The organism is Streptomyces sp. NPDC001787 (genome assembly GCF_040297465.1).
In the GTDB taxonomy this organism is placed as follows: Bacteria; Actinomycetota; Actinomycetes; order Streptomycetales; family Streptomycetaceae; genus Streptomyces.
In genome coordinates this window covers 171,590-189,628 of the sequence record NZ_JBEOZE010000014.1, presented here as the reverse complement: position 1 = coordinate 189,628, position 18,039 = coordinate 171,590, and the positions used below count along the sequence as shown (strand labels likewise).

The following is an 18,039-nucleotide window of genomic DNA, read 5'->3' as shown; positions in this document are numbered from 1 at the left end:
TCTCCTCCGCCCGATGGCGGGCGGCGACCGCGCCGGGCCACCGGTCCGGGCGCCCGCGGGCTTGGCCTCCAGACTCGTACCGACCGCACCGGTTCCACAATTCGACAGGCCCATACGGGGCTGAACCGGAACGCGGACGGATCAGGGAGCATGCCCATCGTCGCGCAATGCCGGACTGCCATCGGCAGCGTTGCCGGGCTCCAGCCGGCACACTAGCCATCTGCCGCTCGGTGACCTCGAAGCACCTCCACAGCAGCGAGGCCGAGGCCGTGCGGCGGCCGTCGGGATCCACGGCCGCCGCCGAGCGGAGAACAGTCCCCCTGGCGGATGATCGGGCGCTCGCCGCGAACACGGCCGGGGAGGCTTCGGGAGTGACTGAGACGGCCGAGGAGAAGAGCAAGGGCGCCGTAGGCCCGGGTGCAACCCACGCGCGGCCCGCTCTCCGTGCTCGGGCGCCCTCCGACGGCGCCCGCCACCGGTGCGTGTGCCCGGAGTTATGTCGTGGGCACGAATTCGGGCAGAGTGAGGGCCGAGTGGGCGGGGCATTCCTCCGCTGCGGGCATGGCACCGAGACCGCGCAGCATGTCGTTGCGCCGTTCCAGGGCCTGGGCTGTGGTGGGGAAGAGTGTGGCGTCGCCTTCGCCGACCTGTTGCTGATTCAGGGTCACGAACTCACGGGTGTTGTGCTCGTAGGCGGCGAAGCCCGCGGCGTGGTCCCGGTCGGCCAGGGAAGCGGCGAGCATGTACGCACCGACGAGCGCGAGGCTGGATCCTTGTCCGGTGAGGAACGAGGGTGCGTACGCGGCGTCGCCCACCAGCGCGACCCTGCCGCTGGACCAGCGAGGCATACGGATCTGGCCGACCGCATCGAAGAACAGATCCTCCGTGTCGCGCATGGCGGTGACCATGCCGGGCACCTCCCACCCCGCGTCGGCGAAGACCCCGGCGACCAGGTCCCGTTGGGCTTCCGGGTTCCGGAACGCTTCGAACGGCGGTTCCGGGTGCGCGAAGTTCAGCAGGGCGTGCACGTCGTCGTTGTCCCCTACGGCGTAGAGCGCCGCGGCTCTGCCCGGGGCGTTCCACATCACGGTCTCGTGGGAGAGCCCGAAGGTGTTGCGCATGGTGAATCCGGCGAAGCAGTAGCCGAGGTACCGGTGGAACCGCTCTTCGGGTCCGAACAGGGCCTCCCGGGTTCGTGAGTGCAGGCCATCCGCACCGAACACCAGGTCGAACGTACGCCTGTTGCCCTTTCGGAACGTGACGTCGACTCCGTGGACGGACTGGTCCAGGGTGCTGATGGAGTCATCGAACAGGAACTCCACGTCGTCTCGGACCGCCGTGTGAAGAGCGTCGGTCAGATCCCCGCGCCGCACCTCGACATCCCGCCCCGCGACACCTCCGGTGACGCTGTGCGGTTTGACCGAGGCCACCTCGCTGCCGTTCCCTTCGAGGAAGGTCAGCCGGCGCAGGTCGATGTGCGCGTCCCGCAGTCGCGGCAGGATTCCCATCCTCCGGACGACTTCGAGTGCGGTGCCGCGTACGTCGATGGGGTAACCACCGGGACGCGGTGTGCTCGCCTTCTCGACCACCGTGACCGCGAATCCATGGCGGTTCAGCCAGAACGCGAGGGCGGACCCGGCGATGCCCGCCCCGGAGACGAGGACCTCGCGCCTCGACGTGGTGCGCATTTCCGTCAACAGATCGGTGCGGGTCACTCCTTGACTCCTTTGCTCATGGTGCGGGCAACAAGCAGGGACAGCGCCGTGACGGCGCCGGCTATGACGAAGCCGGTGACGAAGGCTGATTCCGCCGGGACGTCCGACCCGGAAGGGGTCCCGACGGTGAGGATCGCGCCACTGACCTGCACGCCGACGGCGTAGCCGATCACCCGCGTCACCAGGACCAGGCTGGTGGCGATGCCGGTGTCACTCCTGTCGACGGATGCGGCGGTGCTGGTCACCAACGCCGTGACGCACAGGCCGTTGGCAAGCGCGATCAGTACCTTGCCGGTGACGAGGTGCCAGACCTCGGTGTGCACGGCTGCCAGGGCGATCAGGGCGGCGGCCAGCATGACGATCCCCGCCGCGACCACGGCACGCGAGCCGAGGCGCCGGGCGCCTGCCCCACCGATCGGCCCGGCCAGCGACGCGGCCACGGCCCCGGGCAGCAGGAAGAGGCCGATCTCGGTGGCGCCGGCGCCGAAGCCGTACCCGTCGGCGGACACGGCGAACAACTGCGGAACGAGGTAGACCGCCACCGACGTACCGACGCACGTCACGAACGTCAGCACGCACGCCTTCCACATCGCGGGCCGTGCCAGCATGCGCAGATCGACCATCGGCGAGACCGCGCGGCGCTCAACGGCGGTCCATCCGGTCGCGAAGGCGGCCAGAACCACGACGAGGGCACCGAGCACGAACGGCCGCGAGCCCATGCCGGGCGCCAGCACGAGCATGAGCGTCACCAGCGTCCCGCTCAGGAGTGCCAGGCCGGGCCAGTCGATACCGGCGTCGTCCGAACGGTCCGGCGGATCATGCGGCATCAGCCTGTTCACCAGCATGGTGGCCCCGATGACCGCGATCGTCGGCAACGCGAACATCCAGTGTCGGGAAAGCCCTTCCGCCACGGGCCCGGCCGACAGCGTTCCCGCCATCCCGCCCCCCACGAACAACCCGCTGACCAGCCCGATGGCCACCTTCGAATCCCCCGCGGGGAGGTGTTTGCGCACCAGGATGAACGACAGGGGCAGCGCGCCCACCATCGCCCCCTGCAATAACTGACCGAGCAGCAGCACGGGCAGGTTCGGCGCCAGCGAGGACACCAGTCCACCGGCCGACACCACCGCCATCAGCCGGATCAGGACTCGTTTCCCGCCGTAGCGGTCACCGAACCTGCCCGCGACCGGCGTGACGAGCGCGCCGGTGATGAGAAGCGTGATGCTGAGTAACGCCCCTTCAGCTGGGCTCATGTCCATATCGCGCTGCAGGAGCGGAAGCGTCGGCGTCACCACCGATTCCAGGGCTCCGGTGGCGACTGCCAGCATTCCGAGCGCTCCGACAGCGGCCCTACCGATACGGACCGGGGGAGCCAGAGTTGCGGTCATGGACGTCCTTTCCGTCATTTCCGGGCGGGTACGGGGCCGGCCTTACACGGAGTGCTGCCGTCGTGTGCCGGCCCGGCACGGGCACAGCGGCCCATTCACGCGGGGCGCAGTGCGCATGGTGCTCCGGGACGGGACCGAGGTCGTCCGACGAGGCGGACCCGGGGAAACGGTGCCCGACGTGACGTACGTACGGCTCCGCCGGCTGAGCGGGCGGACGTACGAGTGCGGCGCGCCGAGCAACTACTACACTACACCGTGCAGTGTAGAACGACTAGGATGTCCCCATGCCGACCACGAAGACACTGCGCGAGGGGTCCACGCGGAAGCGGGCCGCCATCCTCTCGGCGGCCCGGGAACTGTTCCTCGCCGACGGCTTCGACCGGTCCAGCGTCGATGCTGTCGCCGCGCGGGCAGAGGTCTCCAAGCGGACGGTCTACGACTACTTCGGCGACAAGCGGACGCTGCTGCAAGCAGTCGTCGATGCCGTCGGCCAGTCACTGATCACCACGATCCGGCGCACCCTCGACGACACGCTCGCCGACCCCACCGAGATCGCCGACCTTGAAGACGCCCTGATCACGTTCTCGATGCGCATCGCTACCGACATGCTCGGCTCGGCGGAGTACGCGACGCTGCAACGGCTGGTCCGGGCGGAATCAGGCCACTTGCCGCACCAGGGCTACAACGCCATGGCCGACACCCCCGACGAGGCGCTTGCCGAGCGGTTCGCCGCATTCGCCGCGGCCGGGCTGCTCGACATCTCCGACGCGCGGCTCGCGGCCGACCAGTTCATCGCGCTGACCTTCGGTGTCGCGCTCAACAGGCTCGGCTCCGCGAACGCCGTCGAGGACACCCGCGTCCGGCCACTCGTCGTCGAGGGGGTACGGACGTTCCTCCGGGCCTACCGGACCGCGTAGGGCCGGAGGCGGCGCAAAGGCGCGGCGCGCCGCTGACGTCGCGTCTCCTCGACCCTGCCGCGACGTCAGCGTCTCCACCGGGTGTGGCACCCGACCCGTAGCACTGCCCTCGGAGAGGACACCGGGACGGCGACCCCGAGAACCGTCCGGCGTTCCGGATGTACGCGGACGACTCCGACAAGGCCGCGAGTGTGCGTGCCGGACGACGCCACCGACCGGGCGGAACCTACCGGCTCCGGCCCGTTCGGCCACCGTCACGGCCTCCCGGCGGCCCGAGCGGCGGAGGACTTCGCCATCAGCTCCTCCACCAGAGCGCCCTTCCCCGTCGAGTACCCCTGCCGGCCCTCTCTGTCGGCGCGGAACCGCTGTGCGAGGGCCGCCTTCAGCGCGCTGTAGCGCCGGACCTCATCGGGCCGTTGACGCAGGTAGTCACGGAGCAAGATGTGATCAAGATAGGGTCTGGAACCCGCGACCACGCCGTACAGGTGATGTTCCAGAACCCCGGAAGGGGCTTGGAAGGCCTCCCGCCCGGGAATCCCCAGATCACCTTCGTGCCGGTAGCCCTGCCCGGTGAGCCTGGAGATCAGCTCGGGGACAACCACCCCCTCGGCCACCACGACGTCAATGTCGATGATCGGCTTGGCGGCACATCCGGGCACGGCCGTACTTCCGACATGCTCGATGGATACGGCCAGGTCCACGACATGAGGTGCGAGCCTGCGCCGCAGGTACTCGAACCGCTCGGGCCATCGGGGGTCGTAGTCGCCGATCACGATCATGCCAGTCACGCCGGCAGTCTCCCAGGACCACCAGGGCCCATCGAATCGCCCGGAGAGTCCCGGCCCTGGTGCGCCGGAGCACGAAGAGATCCCCGGTCCGGCCCAGCCGCCGCTCCCCGCACTCCACCCGCGCGACGACGGATCCCGCACGTGTGGCCGGCCGGTCGGCGCCGCGTCCGGTCCGTTGCGCCGGCCGAGCCGATCAGCCGCCGGGCGAGACCCCTGACCCGCCTCCTGCCCCTGCCCTGCGGTCAGGGACGCCAGTCGAAGGGAAAGTGCTTGCTGGATCCACCGCGGTACTCGTGGGAGAAGTCGAACCCCTCCGCACGGTCGCTCTCCACGACGCCCCAGGTGGCGATCTGGCCGGGTCCGACCTCGGCGCCCGGAGCGTTGATCAGCTGAACCCGACGGGAGGGGTCGGCAGTAGGGCCGGTGAGAGCGATCGCGCCGACCGAGACCTTGTCGGCGACACGGGCCCGCCAGTACGAGAGATCCTCGGCGGAATCGAAGTGGACCGGCGCGTACCGCACCTCGCGCAGTTCGCCGATGAGCGAGCCGAACCGGCCCGGCCAGCCGCCGACATGACCGGCGAAGACCTGCTCCAGCGCGCCGCGCTGGGCCTGGTCGCCCTTGGCGTCGATGTAGAGCATCACCTTCATCGTGGCGTCCGGATCACCGACCCACATGTTCCCGGCGAACTCGCCCAGTGCCACCACACCCAGGCCGTCCAGGCGCACATCGCCGAAGTGCCCTTCGTGAACCTGCCAGACGAGCGTGAAGAGGCAGTCCCCGTGGGTCGGCGTCTGGGCGAACGTACAGGGGCAGGGCAGCGCGCAGCTGCACACGTCGAACCACTCGCCCCGTAAATGCCAGTCGGGCAGCGTGCCGTCGTTCGTGCCCGCTCGGACGACGGCAGGGATGTTCTGTGCCGCGGCAGACGTGGTGCACATCGTGGACCTCCCAGATCACATATACCCCCATGGGGTATTGCATGGACAGGAGGAGCGTAGGACTCGGCACGCCCCACGTCAACTACCCCCTAGGGGTATTTCGGCCGACGCGACCACGCGGGCCCCGGCAATCCGCGAGGCGCCCACCGCACCCCGACCCCCCGCGAAGGAGAGCCCGTCGCCACACGGGGGCGCGAACGGTACTCCGGGCCGGCAATTCGGGAACCAGGCGAGTTCTACATACCGGAGGGGGGTATATTGCTGACCCGAGAAGACATACCCCCCTCCGGTATAGGAGATTGCCATGTCAACCCCAACCGCCCCTCCGAGCCCACGCCGCTGGACGGCACTCGTCCTGATAGCCCTGGCCCAGTTCACCGTCATCATGGACACGTCCATCATCGGCGTGGCCCTCCCCAAGATGCAGGTTGACCTGGGCTTTTCCCAGGAGGGCCTGTCCTGGGTGTTCAATGCCTACGTCGTTGCCTTCGGCGGGCTGCTCCTGCTCGGCGGGCGGCTGTCCGACCTGTTCGGCGCCAAGCGAATCTTCGCTGCCGGCTGGACCGTGATGGCCGCGGGATCCCTGGTCGCCGGTCTGGCCGGCGAGGTCTGGGTCGAACTGACCGGCCGCGCCCTGCAGGGGGTCGGTGCCGCGCTGATCGCCCCGTCCGCCCTGACGTTGCTGATGATGCTCTTCGGCGCCCGCCCCAAGGAGCTGACCAAGGCGCTGGCTCTGTACGGCGCCGCGGCCCCCGCAGGCGGCACCGCCGGAGTCTTCCTCGGCGGTGTCATCACCGAATACGCCAGCTGGCCCTGGGTGTTCTACATCAACGTCCCGATCGCCCTGGTCGTACTGGCCGCCGCCCCGGCTGTCATGCCCTCGGCCCCGGTCCGTCGCGGATCCGTCGATTTCGCGGGAGCGGCCACCGTCACCGTAGGACTGGCCACCGCCGTCTACGCCATCGTCCGTGCCCCCGAAACCGGCTGGGACTCCGCCCGGACCTGGCTCGTGCTGTTGGCCGGTGTGGCCCTGGTCGCCGTGTTCATCGCCATCCAGTCAAGGCGCCGTGAGCCCCTGATGCGGCTGGGCATCTGGCGGGCCCCCAACCTGGCCGGAGCGAACATCGCGCAGCTGCTGATGGCCGCCGCGTGGATCCCGATGTGGTTCTTCCTCAACCTCTACCTCCAGCAGGTCCTGGGACTGGGCGCCTTCGCCTCCGGCGCGGCCCTGCTGCCCATGACGGTCGCCATCATGATCATGATGATCGTCCTGGCGCCCCGTCTGATGTCCCGCTTCGGGAGCAAGCCGCTGATCGTCACCGGCCTGCTGGCCCTCGCAGCAGGCATGGTGTGGCTGTCCTTCGCCCGGGCGGAGGGCACCTTCTGGGTCGACGTCCTGCCCGCCTCGCTGCTGGCCGCGGCCGGCATGTCGCTGGCGTTCATCCCCTCCCTCGGCACCGCCCTGTCCAGTGCACGCCCCGAGGAAGGCGGCCTGGCCTCCGGCATCGTCAACACCAGTTACCAGGTGGGCTCCGCCCTCGGACTGGCCGCGATGACGGCCGTGTCCGCGGCGTACGGTGCCCGTGAACTCGGCAACCCCGGTGCACTCACCAACGGGTTCTCCGCCGCTTTCCTCGGCGCGGCAGCCCTCGCCGCCGTCGGCGCAGTCGCGTCACTGCTCACCCTGCGAACAACCCCCGCACCGGCTTCCGCCGGCAGCGAGGAGCAGCCCGCCCAGGCTGACTCGGCCTGAACCGACCGGCGCACCGCCGCGCGCCGGTCACGCATGCCGCCCGATGGGGAAGGAACCCCTGTCGGGCGGCACAGGGCGTTCAGGGCCCCGGCGTACTGTGCGGATGAGCGCCATGGTCAACGCTCTACGCCCCAGCAGCGTCGGCGGACAGGGCCTCTTGTCCGATGCTGAGGCTGTGTCCACAACGGTGATCACGCAGCGACAGCCCCCGGCGGCAGGGGCGGCTGCTCAGCCACTGTGCCCTATGCCGCCGTCGGCACTCCGAACCACTCCCTCAGCGCCGCCGCCGGCCCGGCCGTCGACGCCGATGCCCGCGCCGTCGAGTCGGCCGCCCAGGCCGTGAAGCCGTCCGGACGGACGAGGACCGCCGCCAGGTCCGGACGGGACGGGCAGGAGGCCGTCAGGATGTCGACACGGTCGGCGTACCCCGCGGCGAGGGCCCGGAGTTCCGGGTCGTCGGTGAGGTCGAGGAGGAGCGCCCGGCCGGCGTGGAGGTGGTCCGCGAGGCGGCCGTTGCCGGTGAGTTCGAGGTCCGGGGTGCTGCGGCCGGTCAGTGGGTGCCCGTCGGGCAGTTCGTACCGCACCGCGGCACCGTTGAGCCGCGCGGCGAGGTACGTGGTGCCCACGACCGTCCCCGCCAGGTCGCCGACGATTTCGCGCAGGGCCCGGGACTGAGGGTCCGGGCGCATGGCCGCGACCTGGGAACGCGTCCAGTCCAGGACCCACGCGCCGACCGGGTGCCGTTCGGAGGTGTATGTGTCCAGCAGCCCCTCCGGCGACCGGCCGGCAATCACCGCGGCGAGCTTCCAGCCGAGGTTCATCGCGTCCCCGATACCCAGGCTCAGCCCCTGGCTCCCGAACGCGGAGTGCACGTGGGCCGCGTCGCCCGCCAGCAGCACCCGGCCCTTGCGGTACTCGGTGACCTGGCGGGCGTGGTCGGTGAAGCGGGTCGCGGTCCGCACTCCGGTGATCGTGACGTCCACGCCGGAAACGCGGCGCAGCCGTGCCTGGAGGTCCTCGGCGGTGACCGGCGCGTCCCGGTCGGCCGGCGGACCGTCGAACTCCACGGTGACGATGCGGCCCGGCATCGGCCCATGGGCGTACACCCCGGTGTCCGTGGCGGTCCAGCCGACCTTCAGGTCCTCGGCGCCGGTCATCTCCACGACCGCCTGGTGACAGGTGATCTCGGGTTCCGTACCGGGGAATTCGAACCCCGCGAGCTTGCGGACCGTGCTGCGACCGCCGTCGCATCCCACGAGCCAGCCGGCACGTATCGGCCCACCGCTCGTTCGCACCGTCACGGCCCCCTCGTCCACGTCGAAGCCGGTCAGCTCCACTCCCCGACGCACCTCCACGCCCAGCTCGTCCGCCCGCCCGCCGAGCAGCCGCTCGATGTCCTGCTGCGTCACGAGACTGACATCTGCGGCCGGTCCGGCGTCGCCGAAGTCCGGCTCCGTACGGTCGACCAGGTCGGCGCGCAGCATGATCCCCGCGAAGTGCCCGACGAACCCGAGCCCTCGGCCTGCCACCCGGTCGCCGTCCCCGCCTCCCTTCCCGCGGTTCCGCTCGCGCATGAAGGAGCGGAACCGGTCCATCGACAGCCGTTGCGCCTCGGCCAGCGCGGGCAGCATGCCCCGGCGGTAGAGCGCCTCGGCGCTGGGCGTGGTGATCGCCCCGCCCTTGATCGTCGGATCCACTTCGGTGAGGCGCTCCAGGACGGCCACCCGCGCGCCTCCGAGCCGGAGCTCGCAGGCCAGCATCAGTCCGACCGGGCCGCCTCCGGCCACCACTACGTCATAGTCCATGGCGCACACTATGACCGAGGGCCAAGAGGGCCCTTTCACCGCCCTGACCAGCCACAACAGGCGCCGCGTTGTCAAGGGGAGAGCCCTGCGGACCGGCGCTCCGGCCGGCACGGCACAACACCTCATCCGGCGTCGTCCCGCCCCTGTTTCGCGTGCTGTTGTACGTCTGTACGCCGGCGGTTCCTTCGCCGCCCGCGCGGCCGAGCCGATCCCACCGGCGTCACCGCCCGGGGGGGGCGGCCCGCCGGATCACTCCTCCCGCGGCGTCGTCCGCCGAGTGAGCCACGTACGCGCGGTGGCGACCGCTTTGTCCAGCGGCGCGAAGAGTTCCGGCTCGGCGGGCACGATGCCGCCCGGCAGGGCTCGTGCCCGTCACCCGAAGGGGTCGACGGCAGTCGGGCGGGGCGCGAGTCCGCACCGGGAGGCAACCCGGTACACCATGCCGTCGTCCTCAACGACGGGTCGTCTCAAGGAGGTCATGCGGTGGGTACGCGCGCCGACATCGTCACACCACTGCCGGAACTGCTCGGGCACCACGCCCGGCACCTCGGGGACAAGGTCTGTTTCCAGGACCGGTTCACGCGTGTGACCTACCGGGAGCTGGAACGGCGGACCGCCCGGCTGGCCGGTCATCTGGCGGAACTCGGTCTGGCGCGCGGCGACAGAGTGGCCGTACTGCTCGGCAACCGTGTCGAGGCGGTCGAGAGCCTGCTCGCCGTCACCCGGGCCGGCGGCGTGGGCGTACCTCTGGACACCGGGAACCCGGAGGAGGAACTGACCCGCCTGCTGGACGACAGCGGGGCTCGGACGCTCATCACCGACGACGCGTGCCTCGCGCGGCGGCGGACGCCGCTGTCCCGTCCCGGGCTGACCCTGGTGGTGGCCGAGGGCGGCGACGAGGACAGGGCCGAGGGACGCTCAGCCGAGCGCGCGGACTGCTTTGTGCGGTACGAGGAGTTGGCGGGTACCGAGCCCCGGACGCCGGCCCGGGACGATCTCGCACTGGACGACGTGGCCTGGCTGCTCTACACCTCGGGCTCCTCCGGTGTTCCCAAGGGGGTCCTGTCCACCCAGCGCAACCGTCTCGCGCCGGTCGCGGCCGGCCTCGTCGGCGTCCTGGGCCTGTCCGAACGGGACCACGTGCTGTGGCCGCTGCCCCTCCATCACGCGATGAGCCAGGTGGTCTGCTTCCTCGGGGTGATCGCGGTCGGGGCGAGCGCCGTACTGCTGCCCCGCTTCTCGGTGGCGGAAGTGCTCGGCGAACTGCGCCGCGACGACGCCTCGTTCACGCTGCTCGGAGGGGTCCCCACGACCTGCTCGGCGTTGCTCGACGCGGTACGGGGCGAGGAGGGCGGCAGGGACGGCGGCGGCCTCGGCGGCCCCGCGTTGCGGGGCTGTGTCAGCGCCGGTGCCGCGGCGGGGCCCGGGTTCCGCGAATCCTTCGAGGCCGTCTGCCGTGTTCCCTACCTGGAGCACTACGGCAGCACGGAGGCGGGCCCGGTCACCATGTCCGCGCCGGGCGGGGCGACGTCCGAAACGTCCGGCCGGGTGCTGCCCGGCACCCGCGTCCGGGTCGGCGGGGGCCCCGACGGCCGGAACACGGGCGAGGGCGAGCTGTGGGTCAACGGGCCCGGGGTCATGGCCGGTTACCACGGCAGGCCGGAGGCCACCGCGGAGGTACTGAGCGAGGGCTGGTTCCGCACGGGTGATCTGGCCAGGGTCGATGCCTCCGGTGGACTGGCGATCACGGGCCGGGTGAGTGATCTGATCATTCGGGGCGGGGTCAACATCCATCCTTCGGAGGTGGAAGCGGTACTGCGGCGGCTGCCGGGGGTGGCGGACGCCGCCGTGACCGGACGCCCGCACCCCCTCTTCGGCGAGGTACCGGTCGGCCATCTGGTCCCCGAACCCGGTGGTGGTGTGCTGGACAGGGGTCGCCTCCTCGCCGCCTGCCGAGCGGAACTGCCCGCCGTCAAGGTGCCCGTCGAACTCTTCGAGGTGGCGGAGATTCCCCGTACCGCTTCCGGGAAGACCCTACGGCGGGACGTCGCCGGCCTGCCGGCACGGGCGCTGGGCGCGGGGGCGACCGCGGAGGCGTCGAAGGACCTGCTGGCGCTGGTGCGGAACGAAGTGGCGGCCGTGCTCGGCTGTTCGGCCGAGGCGGTGGAGCCGAGCACCGCACTGCGGGACCTGGGCATGGACTCCCTGACGGCGACGGTGCTGCGGGAGCGGCTGTCGGCGGCCACCGGTCTGCCGCTCTCCGAGGCGGTCGCCTTCGACTTTCCCACCGCGGACGCGCTCGCCGCCCACCTCGGTGCGCGGAGCGCCGCCGCGCCGGCCGGTGCCGGGTCCGTGAACCGGAGCGCGGCCGGATCGGACGAGGACCCCGTGGTGATCGTGGGGATGGCATGCCGCTACCCCGGAGGCGTGACCTCCCCCGGGGAACTGTGGCGGCTGGTGGCCGACGGGAGGGATGCCATCGGCCCCTTCCCCACCGACCGGGGCTGGAACACCGAGGCGCTGTACGACCCCGATCCCGGACGGGCCGGAAGGACGTATGTGCGCGAAGGCGGCTTCCTCTCCGGTGCGGACCGCTTCGACCCCGGCTTCTTCGGCATCTCTCCCCGCGAGGCGCTGGCCATGGACCCGCAGCACCGGCTGCTGCTCGAAGTGGCGTGGGAGGCCTTCGAGCACGCCGGTCTGGTCCCCGCCACCCTGCGCGGCTCGGCGACCGGGGTGTACGTCGGGCTGATGTACAGCGACTACGCCCGCGGCCTGACCAGGACGCCGGAACATGTCGAGGGGTACCTCGGCCTGGGCAACGCCGGAAGCGTCGCCTCGGGTCGTATCGCCTACACCTTCGGCCTCGAAGGCCCGGCCATCACCGTGGACACGGCATGCTCGTCGTCCCTGGTGGCCCTGCATCTGGCGGCCCAGGCACTGCGCCGGGGCGAGTGCGCCTTCGCGTTGGCCGGCGGCGCCACGGTGATGTCGGGACCCTCGTCGTTCGTGGAGTTCAGCCGCCAGCGGGCCCTGTCCCCCGACGGCCGCTGCAAGGCGTTCGGCGCGTCGGCCGACGGCACGGGGTGGGCCGAGGGCGCCGGAATGCTGCTGCTGGGCCGGCTGTCCGAGGCGCGCCGCGCCGGACTTCCGGTACTGGCCGTGGTGCGTGGGTCGGCGGTGAACCAGGACGGGGCGAGCAACGGGCTGACCGCACCGCACGGACCGGCGCAGCAGCGGGTGATCCGCCAGGCCCTCGCGGACGCGCGGCTGGATGCCGGGGACATCGACGCGGTGGAGGCGCACGGCACCGGCACCCGTCTAGGGGACGTCATCGAGGCGGAGGCCTTCTTCGCGACGTACGGGCGGCAGGCGCGGCAGCGTCCCCTCCGGCTGGGCTCGGTGAAGTCGAACATCGGTCACACCCAGGCCGCCGCCGGAGTGGCAGGGGTGATCAAGATGGTGCAGGCGATGCGGCACGGCATGCTCCCGCGTACGCTGCACGCCGACGAGCCGACTCCCCGTGTCGACTGGTCGACGGGACGGATCGCGCTGCTGACCCGGCCGGTGGAGTGGCCCGCCACGGACCGTCCGCGCCGGGCGGGGGTGTCCTCGTTCGGAATCAGTGGCACCAACGCCCATGTGCTGCTCGAAGAGGCCCCGGAGGACGGGGAGGCGGCACCACCGAGTGCCGTGGCGGACGGCGGGACCGCGAGCGGCCCCGGACCGGCCGCCGTGGCCTTTCCGGTGTCGGCCAGGAGCGTGCCGGGGCTGCGGGCCCAGGCGCGACGGCTGTACGACCATGTGGCCGCGGCCCCCGACGTTTCCCTGGCGGACATCGGGTACTCGCTCGCCACCACGCGTGCGGCCTTCGACCACCGGGCCGTGCTCGTGGCCCGTGACCGTGCCGGGCTGCTCGACTCCCTGCGGACCGTGGCGGAGGACGGCGGGCGGCCCGGCGTGCGTACGGGCACCGCCCGACACGAGGGCCCGCCTGCCCTGCTGTTCACGGGCCAGGGCAGCCAGCGCGCCGGCATGGGCCGGGAACTGTACGAGGCGCGGGATCTGCATCCGGCCTTCGCCGGTGCGCTGGACGAGTGCTGTGCGCTGCTGGACCCGCTGCTGCCGGTGCCCCTGCGGGACGTCATGTTCGCCGCGCCCGGTACGCGGACGGGCGCGCTGCTGCATACGACCCGGTTCACGCAGCCGGCGCTCTTCGCCCTGGAGACGGCCCTGTGCCGGCAGTTCGAGGCCTGGGGAGTACGCCCCGGCCTGGTGGCGGGGCACTCGGTGGGCGAGGTGACGGCGGCTCACGTCGCCGGTGTGCTGTCCCTGGCGGACGCGTGCACGCTGGTGGAGGCCCGGGGCCGGCTGATGGGGGCCCTGCCTCCGGGCGGCGCGATGGCAGCGGTGGCCGCCGGGGCGGACGAGGTGGCCGCCCATCTCACCGCGACCGGGTGCGCCGCGGAGATCGCCGCCGTCAACGGGAAAGCCTCGGTGGTCGTCTCGGGCGACGAGGAAGCGGTGCGGGAGGTGGCCGCGTACTTCCGCGCGCTGGGCCGTCCGGTGAAGCCGCTGCGGGTCGGCCATGCCTTCCACTCCGCTCGGACGGAGCCCATGCTGGCCGCGTTCGCGGATGTGGTGCGGCGGCTGTCCTTCGCCGCGCCCCGGCTGCCGCTGATCACCGCCGTGGCGGGCCGGGCGGCCACCGACGAGGAACTGCGCACCCCGGAGTTCTGGGTGGACCATGTCCGCCGTCCGGTGCGCTTCGCCGATTCGGTGGCGCACCTGGGTGACCGAGGCGCGGCGCACTACGTCGAGCTGGGACCGGACGGGGTGCTCACCGGCCTGGTACGCGATTGCCTCGCCACGGCCGGAACCGTCCCGGCCGGGCCGGAGACGGGTGAGGCGGCCGGCGGCGAGCGGGGCCCGGCACCGCTGGTGCTGCCGACACTGCGCGGGGCGCGGCCGGAAACGGACGCCCTGCTCGACACGCTGGCCGCGCTGCACGCCCACGGCGTTCCCGTCGACTGGCGGGCCGTGTTCGCCGGGCGCGGCGGACGGCGCTGCGCACTGCCCACGTACGCCTTCCAGCGCCGCCGGTACTGGCTGGAGGCCACCCCGGAGCTTCCGCCCGTGCCCTCGGCGGCTGAGTCCACCCATCCGTTCCTCCGGTCGGTCACCCGCACGGCGGAGGACGACGGGCTGCTGCTGAGCGGGGTGCTCTCGGTGCGCGACCACCCGTGGCTCGCCGACCATGTGGTGGCCGGACAGATCCTGCTGCCGGGAACCGCCTTCGTCGACATGGCTCTGTACGCCGGTGCGTCGGTGGGCGCGGCGGTCCTGGACGAACTCGTCCTGACCGCGCCGCTGGCCCTGCCCCCGGACGGTGCCGTGGCCCTGCAGGTGAAGGTGTCGGGGGCGGACGGCGCGGGACGCCGGACCGTGCTCCTCCACTCCCGGCCGCACACGCTGCCGGGTGACCGGCCCTGGCTCCAGAACGCCGCCGGCACTCTTTCGCCCGCGCGGCCGTCCGAGGCCCGCGCAACGGCCCCCACCGGGACCGGGGGCACGCCCCGGCCGGAGGCGTCCTGGCCGCTCGAGGAGACGGTCCCGCTGCCTGCCGACGGCGCGGGGGCCGGACCGTACGACCGGCTGGCCGCCGACGGATTGCGCTACGGCCCCGCCTTCCGGGGCATGCGCGCCGCCTGGCGGCACGGGGAGGAGCTGTACGCCGATGTCGGGCTTCCCGGAGCGGTCCGGGCGCCGAGCCCGGAGACGGACGGTCCGGACTTCGTCCTGCATCCCGCCCTGCTCGACGCGGCGCTGCACGCCCTGGCCCTGGACCGCCTGGTCACGAACGGTTCGGGGACGGCCGCTCCGGAACCGGGCGGACTGTCCCTGCCGTTCGCCTTCGGCGGGGTGCGCGTGCACACCACAGGCGCACGGCGGGTGCGGGTACGGCTGACTCCCGGGCCGGACGGCCGGGCCGGAGTGGAACTGACCGACGAGACGGGCTCGCCGGTGGCGACGGTCGGTTCGCTGACGCTCCGGCCCCTGCCCCCGGCCGGCCCGGCGGCGGACACGGTCACCGGTGCCCTTCACCGGACGGACTGGGTGCCGCGGGCCGAGCCGCCCGCGCCCGTGGCGATGCCCCGCTGGGGCGTTCTGGGCACGGCGGGCACACCGCTGGTGGACGCACTCGCACCCCCGGGTTCCGGCGTCGCGGTGTACGCCGGCCCGGCGGCGTGCGACGCGTCGTCGGCCGTCGTCGTGGCACCGTGCCCGCTGCCCGGCGCGGCCGGGGACGCGCGGGACCAGGCTGACGGGATGCTGCGGGCGGCGGGGTGGGCGCTCCGGCTCGTACAGGAGTGGCTCGCCGAACCGCGCGTCTCCCGCTCCCGTCTCGTCCTCGTGACGTCCGGCGCCGTCGCGCCGGCCGAGGACGCTCTCCACGCGGACGGCGCCGGCCGCGGCGATGACGGCCATACCGGCGCAGCGGGATCCGTACCGTCGCACGCGCCGGTGTGGGGACTGGTCCGCTCGGCCGTGCGGGAGAATCCGCGCCGCTTCGCCCTGATCGACGTGGACGGACAGCCCGGGTCCTGGAGTGCCCTGCCCGCCCTGCTGGCCGCGTCGGTTCCGGAGGCGGCCGTACGCGGAGGGACGGTATACGTGCCGGAGCTGGTGACACCGGCCGAGACGGCGCCGAAGCCGGGGAAGCGGCGGACGCTCGACCCCGAGGGCACCGTCCTGGTCACCGGCGGCACCGGTTCCCTGGGCATGCTGGTGGCCCGGCATCTGGTCACCGCCCACGGCGTCCGTCATCTGCTGCTCGCCGGCCGGCGCGGGCCCGGCGCTCCGGGGGTCCGGGAACTCATCGCGGAGCTGCGTGAGGCGGGCGCGGAGGTGGCCGTTCACGCCTGTGACGTCGCCGACCGGACCGCGCTCGCCGCCCTGCTCGACGCGGTGCCCGCGGCCCACCCGCTGACGGGTGTGGTGCACACCGCGGGGGTGCTGGACGACGGCGTCGTCACGGCGCTCACCACCGACCGTCTGCGGCAGGTGCTGCGCCCCAAGGCGGACGCCGCTCTCGCGCTGCACGAACTGACCCGGGGACACGACCTGGCCCTGTTCGCGCTGTTCTCCTCGGTGGCGGGCACCTTCGGCTCCGCCGGTCAGGCCAACTACGCCGCCGCCAACTGCGTGCTGGATGCCCTGGCACGGCACCGCGGGCGGCTCGGACTGCCCGGGACGTCGATCGCCTGGGGCCCCTGGCGGCAGAGCGACGGCATGATGGCGCACCTCTCCGACGCGGACCGGCAGCGGATGGACCGCTCCGGGTTCGGCCCGCTCGGGCCGGAGGAAGGCCTGGCCCTCTTCGACGCCGCCGTGGCCGGGGACGAACCCGTGGTGGTGGCGGCCCGGCTCGCCCCGGCAGCTCTCCGCGGCGGCGAGCGGGCGGCGGGCCCGCTCCCGGCACCCGCCGGCACGGACGGCCGGGAGGGGGACCGGCGCGGCCCGGAACCGGCGGTCGCGCCCTCCGGCGAGCAGGGCGAGGTGCTGCTCGCCAAGGTGCGGACCCTGGCCGCCCGCGTCCTGGGCCACTGGGAGGGGGCGGGCGAGATCGGTGAGGACACGGTGCTGGCGGACCTGGGCCTGGACTCGCTGGCCGCGGTCGATCTGCGCAACGAGCTCGCCGCGTGGACCGGGCTGGCCCTGCCGTCCACGCTGCTGTTCGACTTCCCGACCCCGCGCGCGCTCGCCGCCGAGCTGACGCGCCGGTATGCCGCCGAGGCACCCGAATCGGGCCCGGCGGGCGGCGCGGGGGACGACACACGGGCGGGTACTCCGCCGGACGCCCGGGTGCGGGCCGCGGGCGCACCGCGCACCGGGCCGGCCCCGGACTCCCTGGGCGCGCTCTTCCATACCGCGTGCGCCCAGGGGCAGAGCTGGGACGGCATGGCGCTCCTCACCATCGCCGGGCGCCTGCGTCCGGTCTTCGACAGGACGCGGGCGCCCGGGGCGGCGCACGCACCCGTCGTCCTCGCGGCGGGTGGCACGGGGGCCCGGCTGGTCTGCTCGCCCGCGCTCAGCGCGCTGTCCGGTCCGCAGGAGTACGCGCGGCTCGGCGCCGGACTGCGCGGGCTGCGGCCGGTATCCGCGGTGCGGCACCCGGGGTTCGAGCCCCGTGAGGCTCTGCCCGGCACGCTGGACGCCCTCGTCACCGCCCAGGCCGCCGCCGTCCGCGCAGCCGCTGCCGGCGCTCCCCCGGTACTGCTGGGGCGCTCGGCCGGCGGCTGGGTGGCCCATGCCGTGGCCGAGCGTCTGGAGTCCGAGGGTGCCGCCCCGGCAGCCGTCGTCCTGCTGGACACCTATCCGCCCGGTCACGGCGACCGGGGGCGGGCGCTCTCCGCGATGACCTCGGACATGCTGCGCCGGGCGGCCGAGTTCGCCGACGCCGAGCCCGAGCGGCTCACCGCGATGGCCGGATACTTCGAGCTCTTCAGCGACTGGGAGCCCGCCCCGCTCGCCTGCCCCACCCTGTACGTACGGGCCCGGGACCTGCTGCCCGGCGCCGGACCCGCCCCGGACTGGAGCCTGCCGCACGCCGAGGTCACCGTGCCCGGGGACCACTTCACCATGCTGGAGGAACACGCTCGCACCACCGCACTCGCCATCCACCGGTGGCTCGGAGACCGGGACTGAGGCGGTCCGGGGAAAGGCACGGA

Annotated in this window: 8 protein-coding genes; 3 read left to right on the top strand and 5 right to left on the bottom strand. The window is 72.8% G+C overall.

The genetic code is table 11. The features are described 5' to 3' along the window. Positions 1-494: 494 nt before the first annotated feature. Both ABT170_RS20755 and ABT170_RS20750 read right to left on the bottom strand, forming a co-directional pair. Positions 495-1,715 carry an FAD-dependent monooxygenase gene (locus tag ABT170_RS20755; RefSeq protein ID WP_351869311.1) on the bottom strand — a complete coding sequence of 407 codons (1,221 nt, stop codon included), beginning with the start codon at positions 1,713-1,715 and terminating at the stop codon, positions 495-497. After that, on the bottom strand, positions 1,712-3,103 hold the full coding sequence (locus ABT170_RS20750) for an MFS transporter (protein WP_351869308.1): 1,392 nt from the start codon (positions 3,101-3,103) through the stop codon (positions 1,712-1,714). The genes ABT170_RS20755 and ABT170_RS20750 overlap by 4 nt, the downstream gene beginning before the upstream one ends. 284 nt (positions 3,104-3,387) lie before the next feature. Between ABT170_RS20750 and ABT170_RS20745 the strand changes: the two genes are divergently transcribed. Continuing rightward, positions 3,388-4,020 carry a TetR/AcrR family transcriptional regulator gene (locus tag ABT170_RS20745; RefSeq protein ID WP_329941589.1) on the top strand — a complete coding sequence of 211 codons (633 nt, stop codon included), beginning with the start codon at positions 3,388-3,390 and terminating at the stop codon, positions 4,018-4,020. A gap of 254 nt (positions 4,021-4,274) precedes the next feature. On the opposite strand, the gene ABT170_RS20740 is transcribed toward ABT170_RS20745, so the two are convergent. Together ABT170_RS20740 and ABT170_RS20735 are read right to left on the bottom strand one after the other, a co-directional pair. Next, on the bottom strand, positions 4,275-4,799 hold the full coding sequence (locus ABT170_RS20740) for a GrpB family protein (RefSeq protein WP_351869364.1): 525 nt from the start codon (positions 4,797-4,799) through the stop codon (positions 4,275-4,277). Positions 4,800-5,050: 251 nt separating this feature from the next. Then, a complete protein-coding gene (locus ABT170_RS20735; protein WP_329941588.1) occupies positions 5,051-5,749 on the bottom strand; it encodes a DUF1326 domain-containing protein in 699 nt (232 codons plus the stop codon). A gap of 304 nt (positions 5,750-6,053) precedes the next feature. Here ABT170_RS20735 and ABT170_RS20730 point away from each other — a divergent pair, with 304 nt between their 5' ends. Then, a complete protein-coding gene (locus tag ABT170_RS20730; protein ID WP_351869304.1) occupies positions 6,054-7,502 on the top strand; it encodes an MFS transporter in 1,449 nt (482 codons plus the stop codon). Between the two features lie 242 nt (positions 7,503-7,744). Here ABT170_RS20730 and ABT170_RS20725 read toward each other — a convergent pair whose 3' ends face one another. Beyond that, positions 7,745-9,307, bottom strand: coding sequence for an FAD-dependent monooxygenase (locus tag ABT170_RS20725; RefSeq protein ID WP_351869301.1), 1,563 nt, complete (start codon positions 9,305-9,307; stop codon positions 7,745-7,747). 483 nt (positions 9,308-9,790) lie between these two features. Between ABT170_RS20725 and ABT170_RS20720 the strand changes: the two genes are divergently transcribed. Beyond that, positions 9,791-18,016, top strand: coding sequence for a type I polyketide synthase (locus tag ABT170_RS20720; protein ID WP_351869298.1), 8,226 nt, complete (start codon positions 9,791-9,793; stop codon positions 18,014-18,016). Positions 18,017-18,039 lie beyond the last annotated feature (23 nt).

Excerpts from the sequence above, each read along its gene's own strand:
- ABT170_RS20750 (WP_351869308.1), bottom strand. The coding sequence starts at position 3,103 with ATGACCGCAACTCTGGCTCCCCCGGTCCGTATCGGTAGGGCCGCTGTC.
- ABT170_RS20745 (WP_329941589.1), top strand. The coding sequence starts at position 3,388 with ATGCCGACCACGAAGACACTGCGCGAGGGGTCCACGCGGAAGCGGGCC.
- ABT170_RS20740 (WP_351869364.1), bottom strand. The coding sequence starts at position 4,799 with ATGATCGTGATCGGCGACTACGACCCCCGATGGCCCGAGCGGTTCGAG.
- ABT170_RS20735 (WP_329941588.1), bottom strand. The coding sequence starts at position 5,749 with ATGTGCACCACGTCTGCCGCGGCACAGAACATCCCTGCCGTCGTCCGA.
- ABT170_RS20730 (WP_351869304.1), top strand. The coding sequence starts at position 6,054 with ATGTCAACCCCAACCGCCCCTCCGAGCCCACGCCGCTGGACGGCACTC.
- ABT170_RS20725 (WP_351869301.1), bottom strand. The coding sequence starts at position 9,307 with ATGGACTATGACGTAGTGGTGGCCGGAGGCGGCCCGGTCGGACTGATG.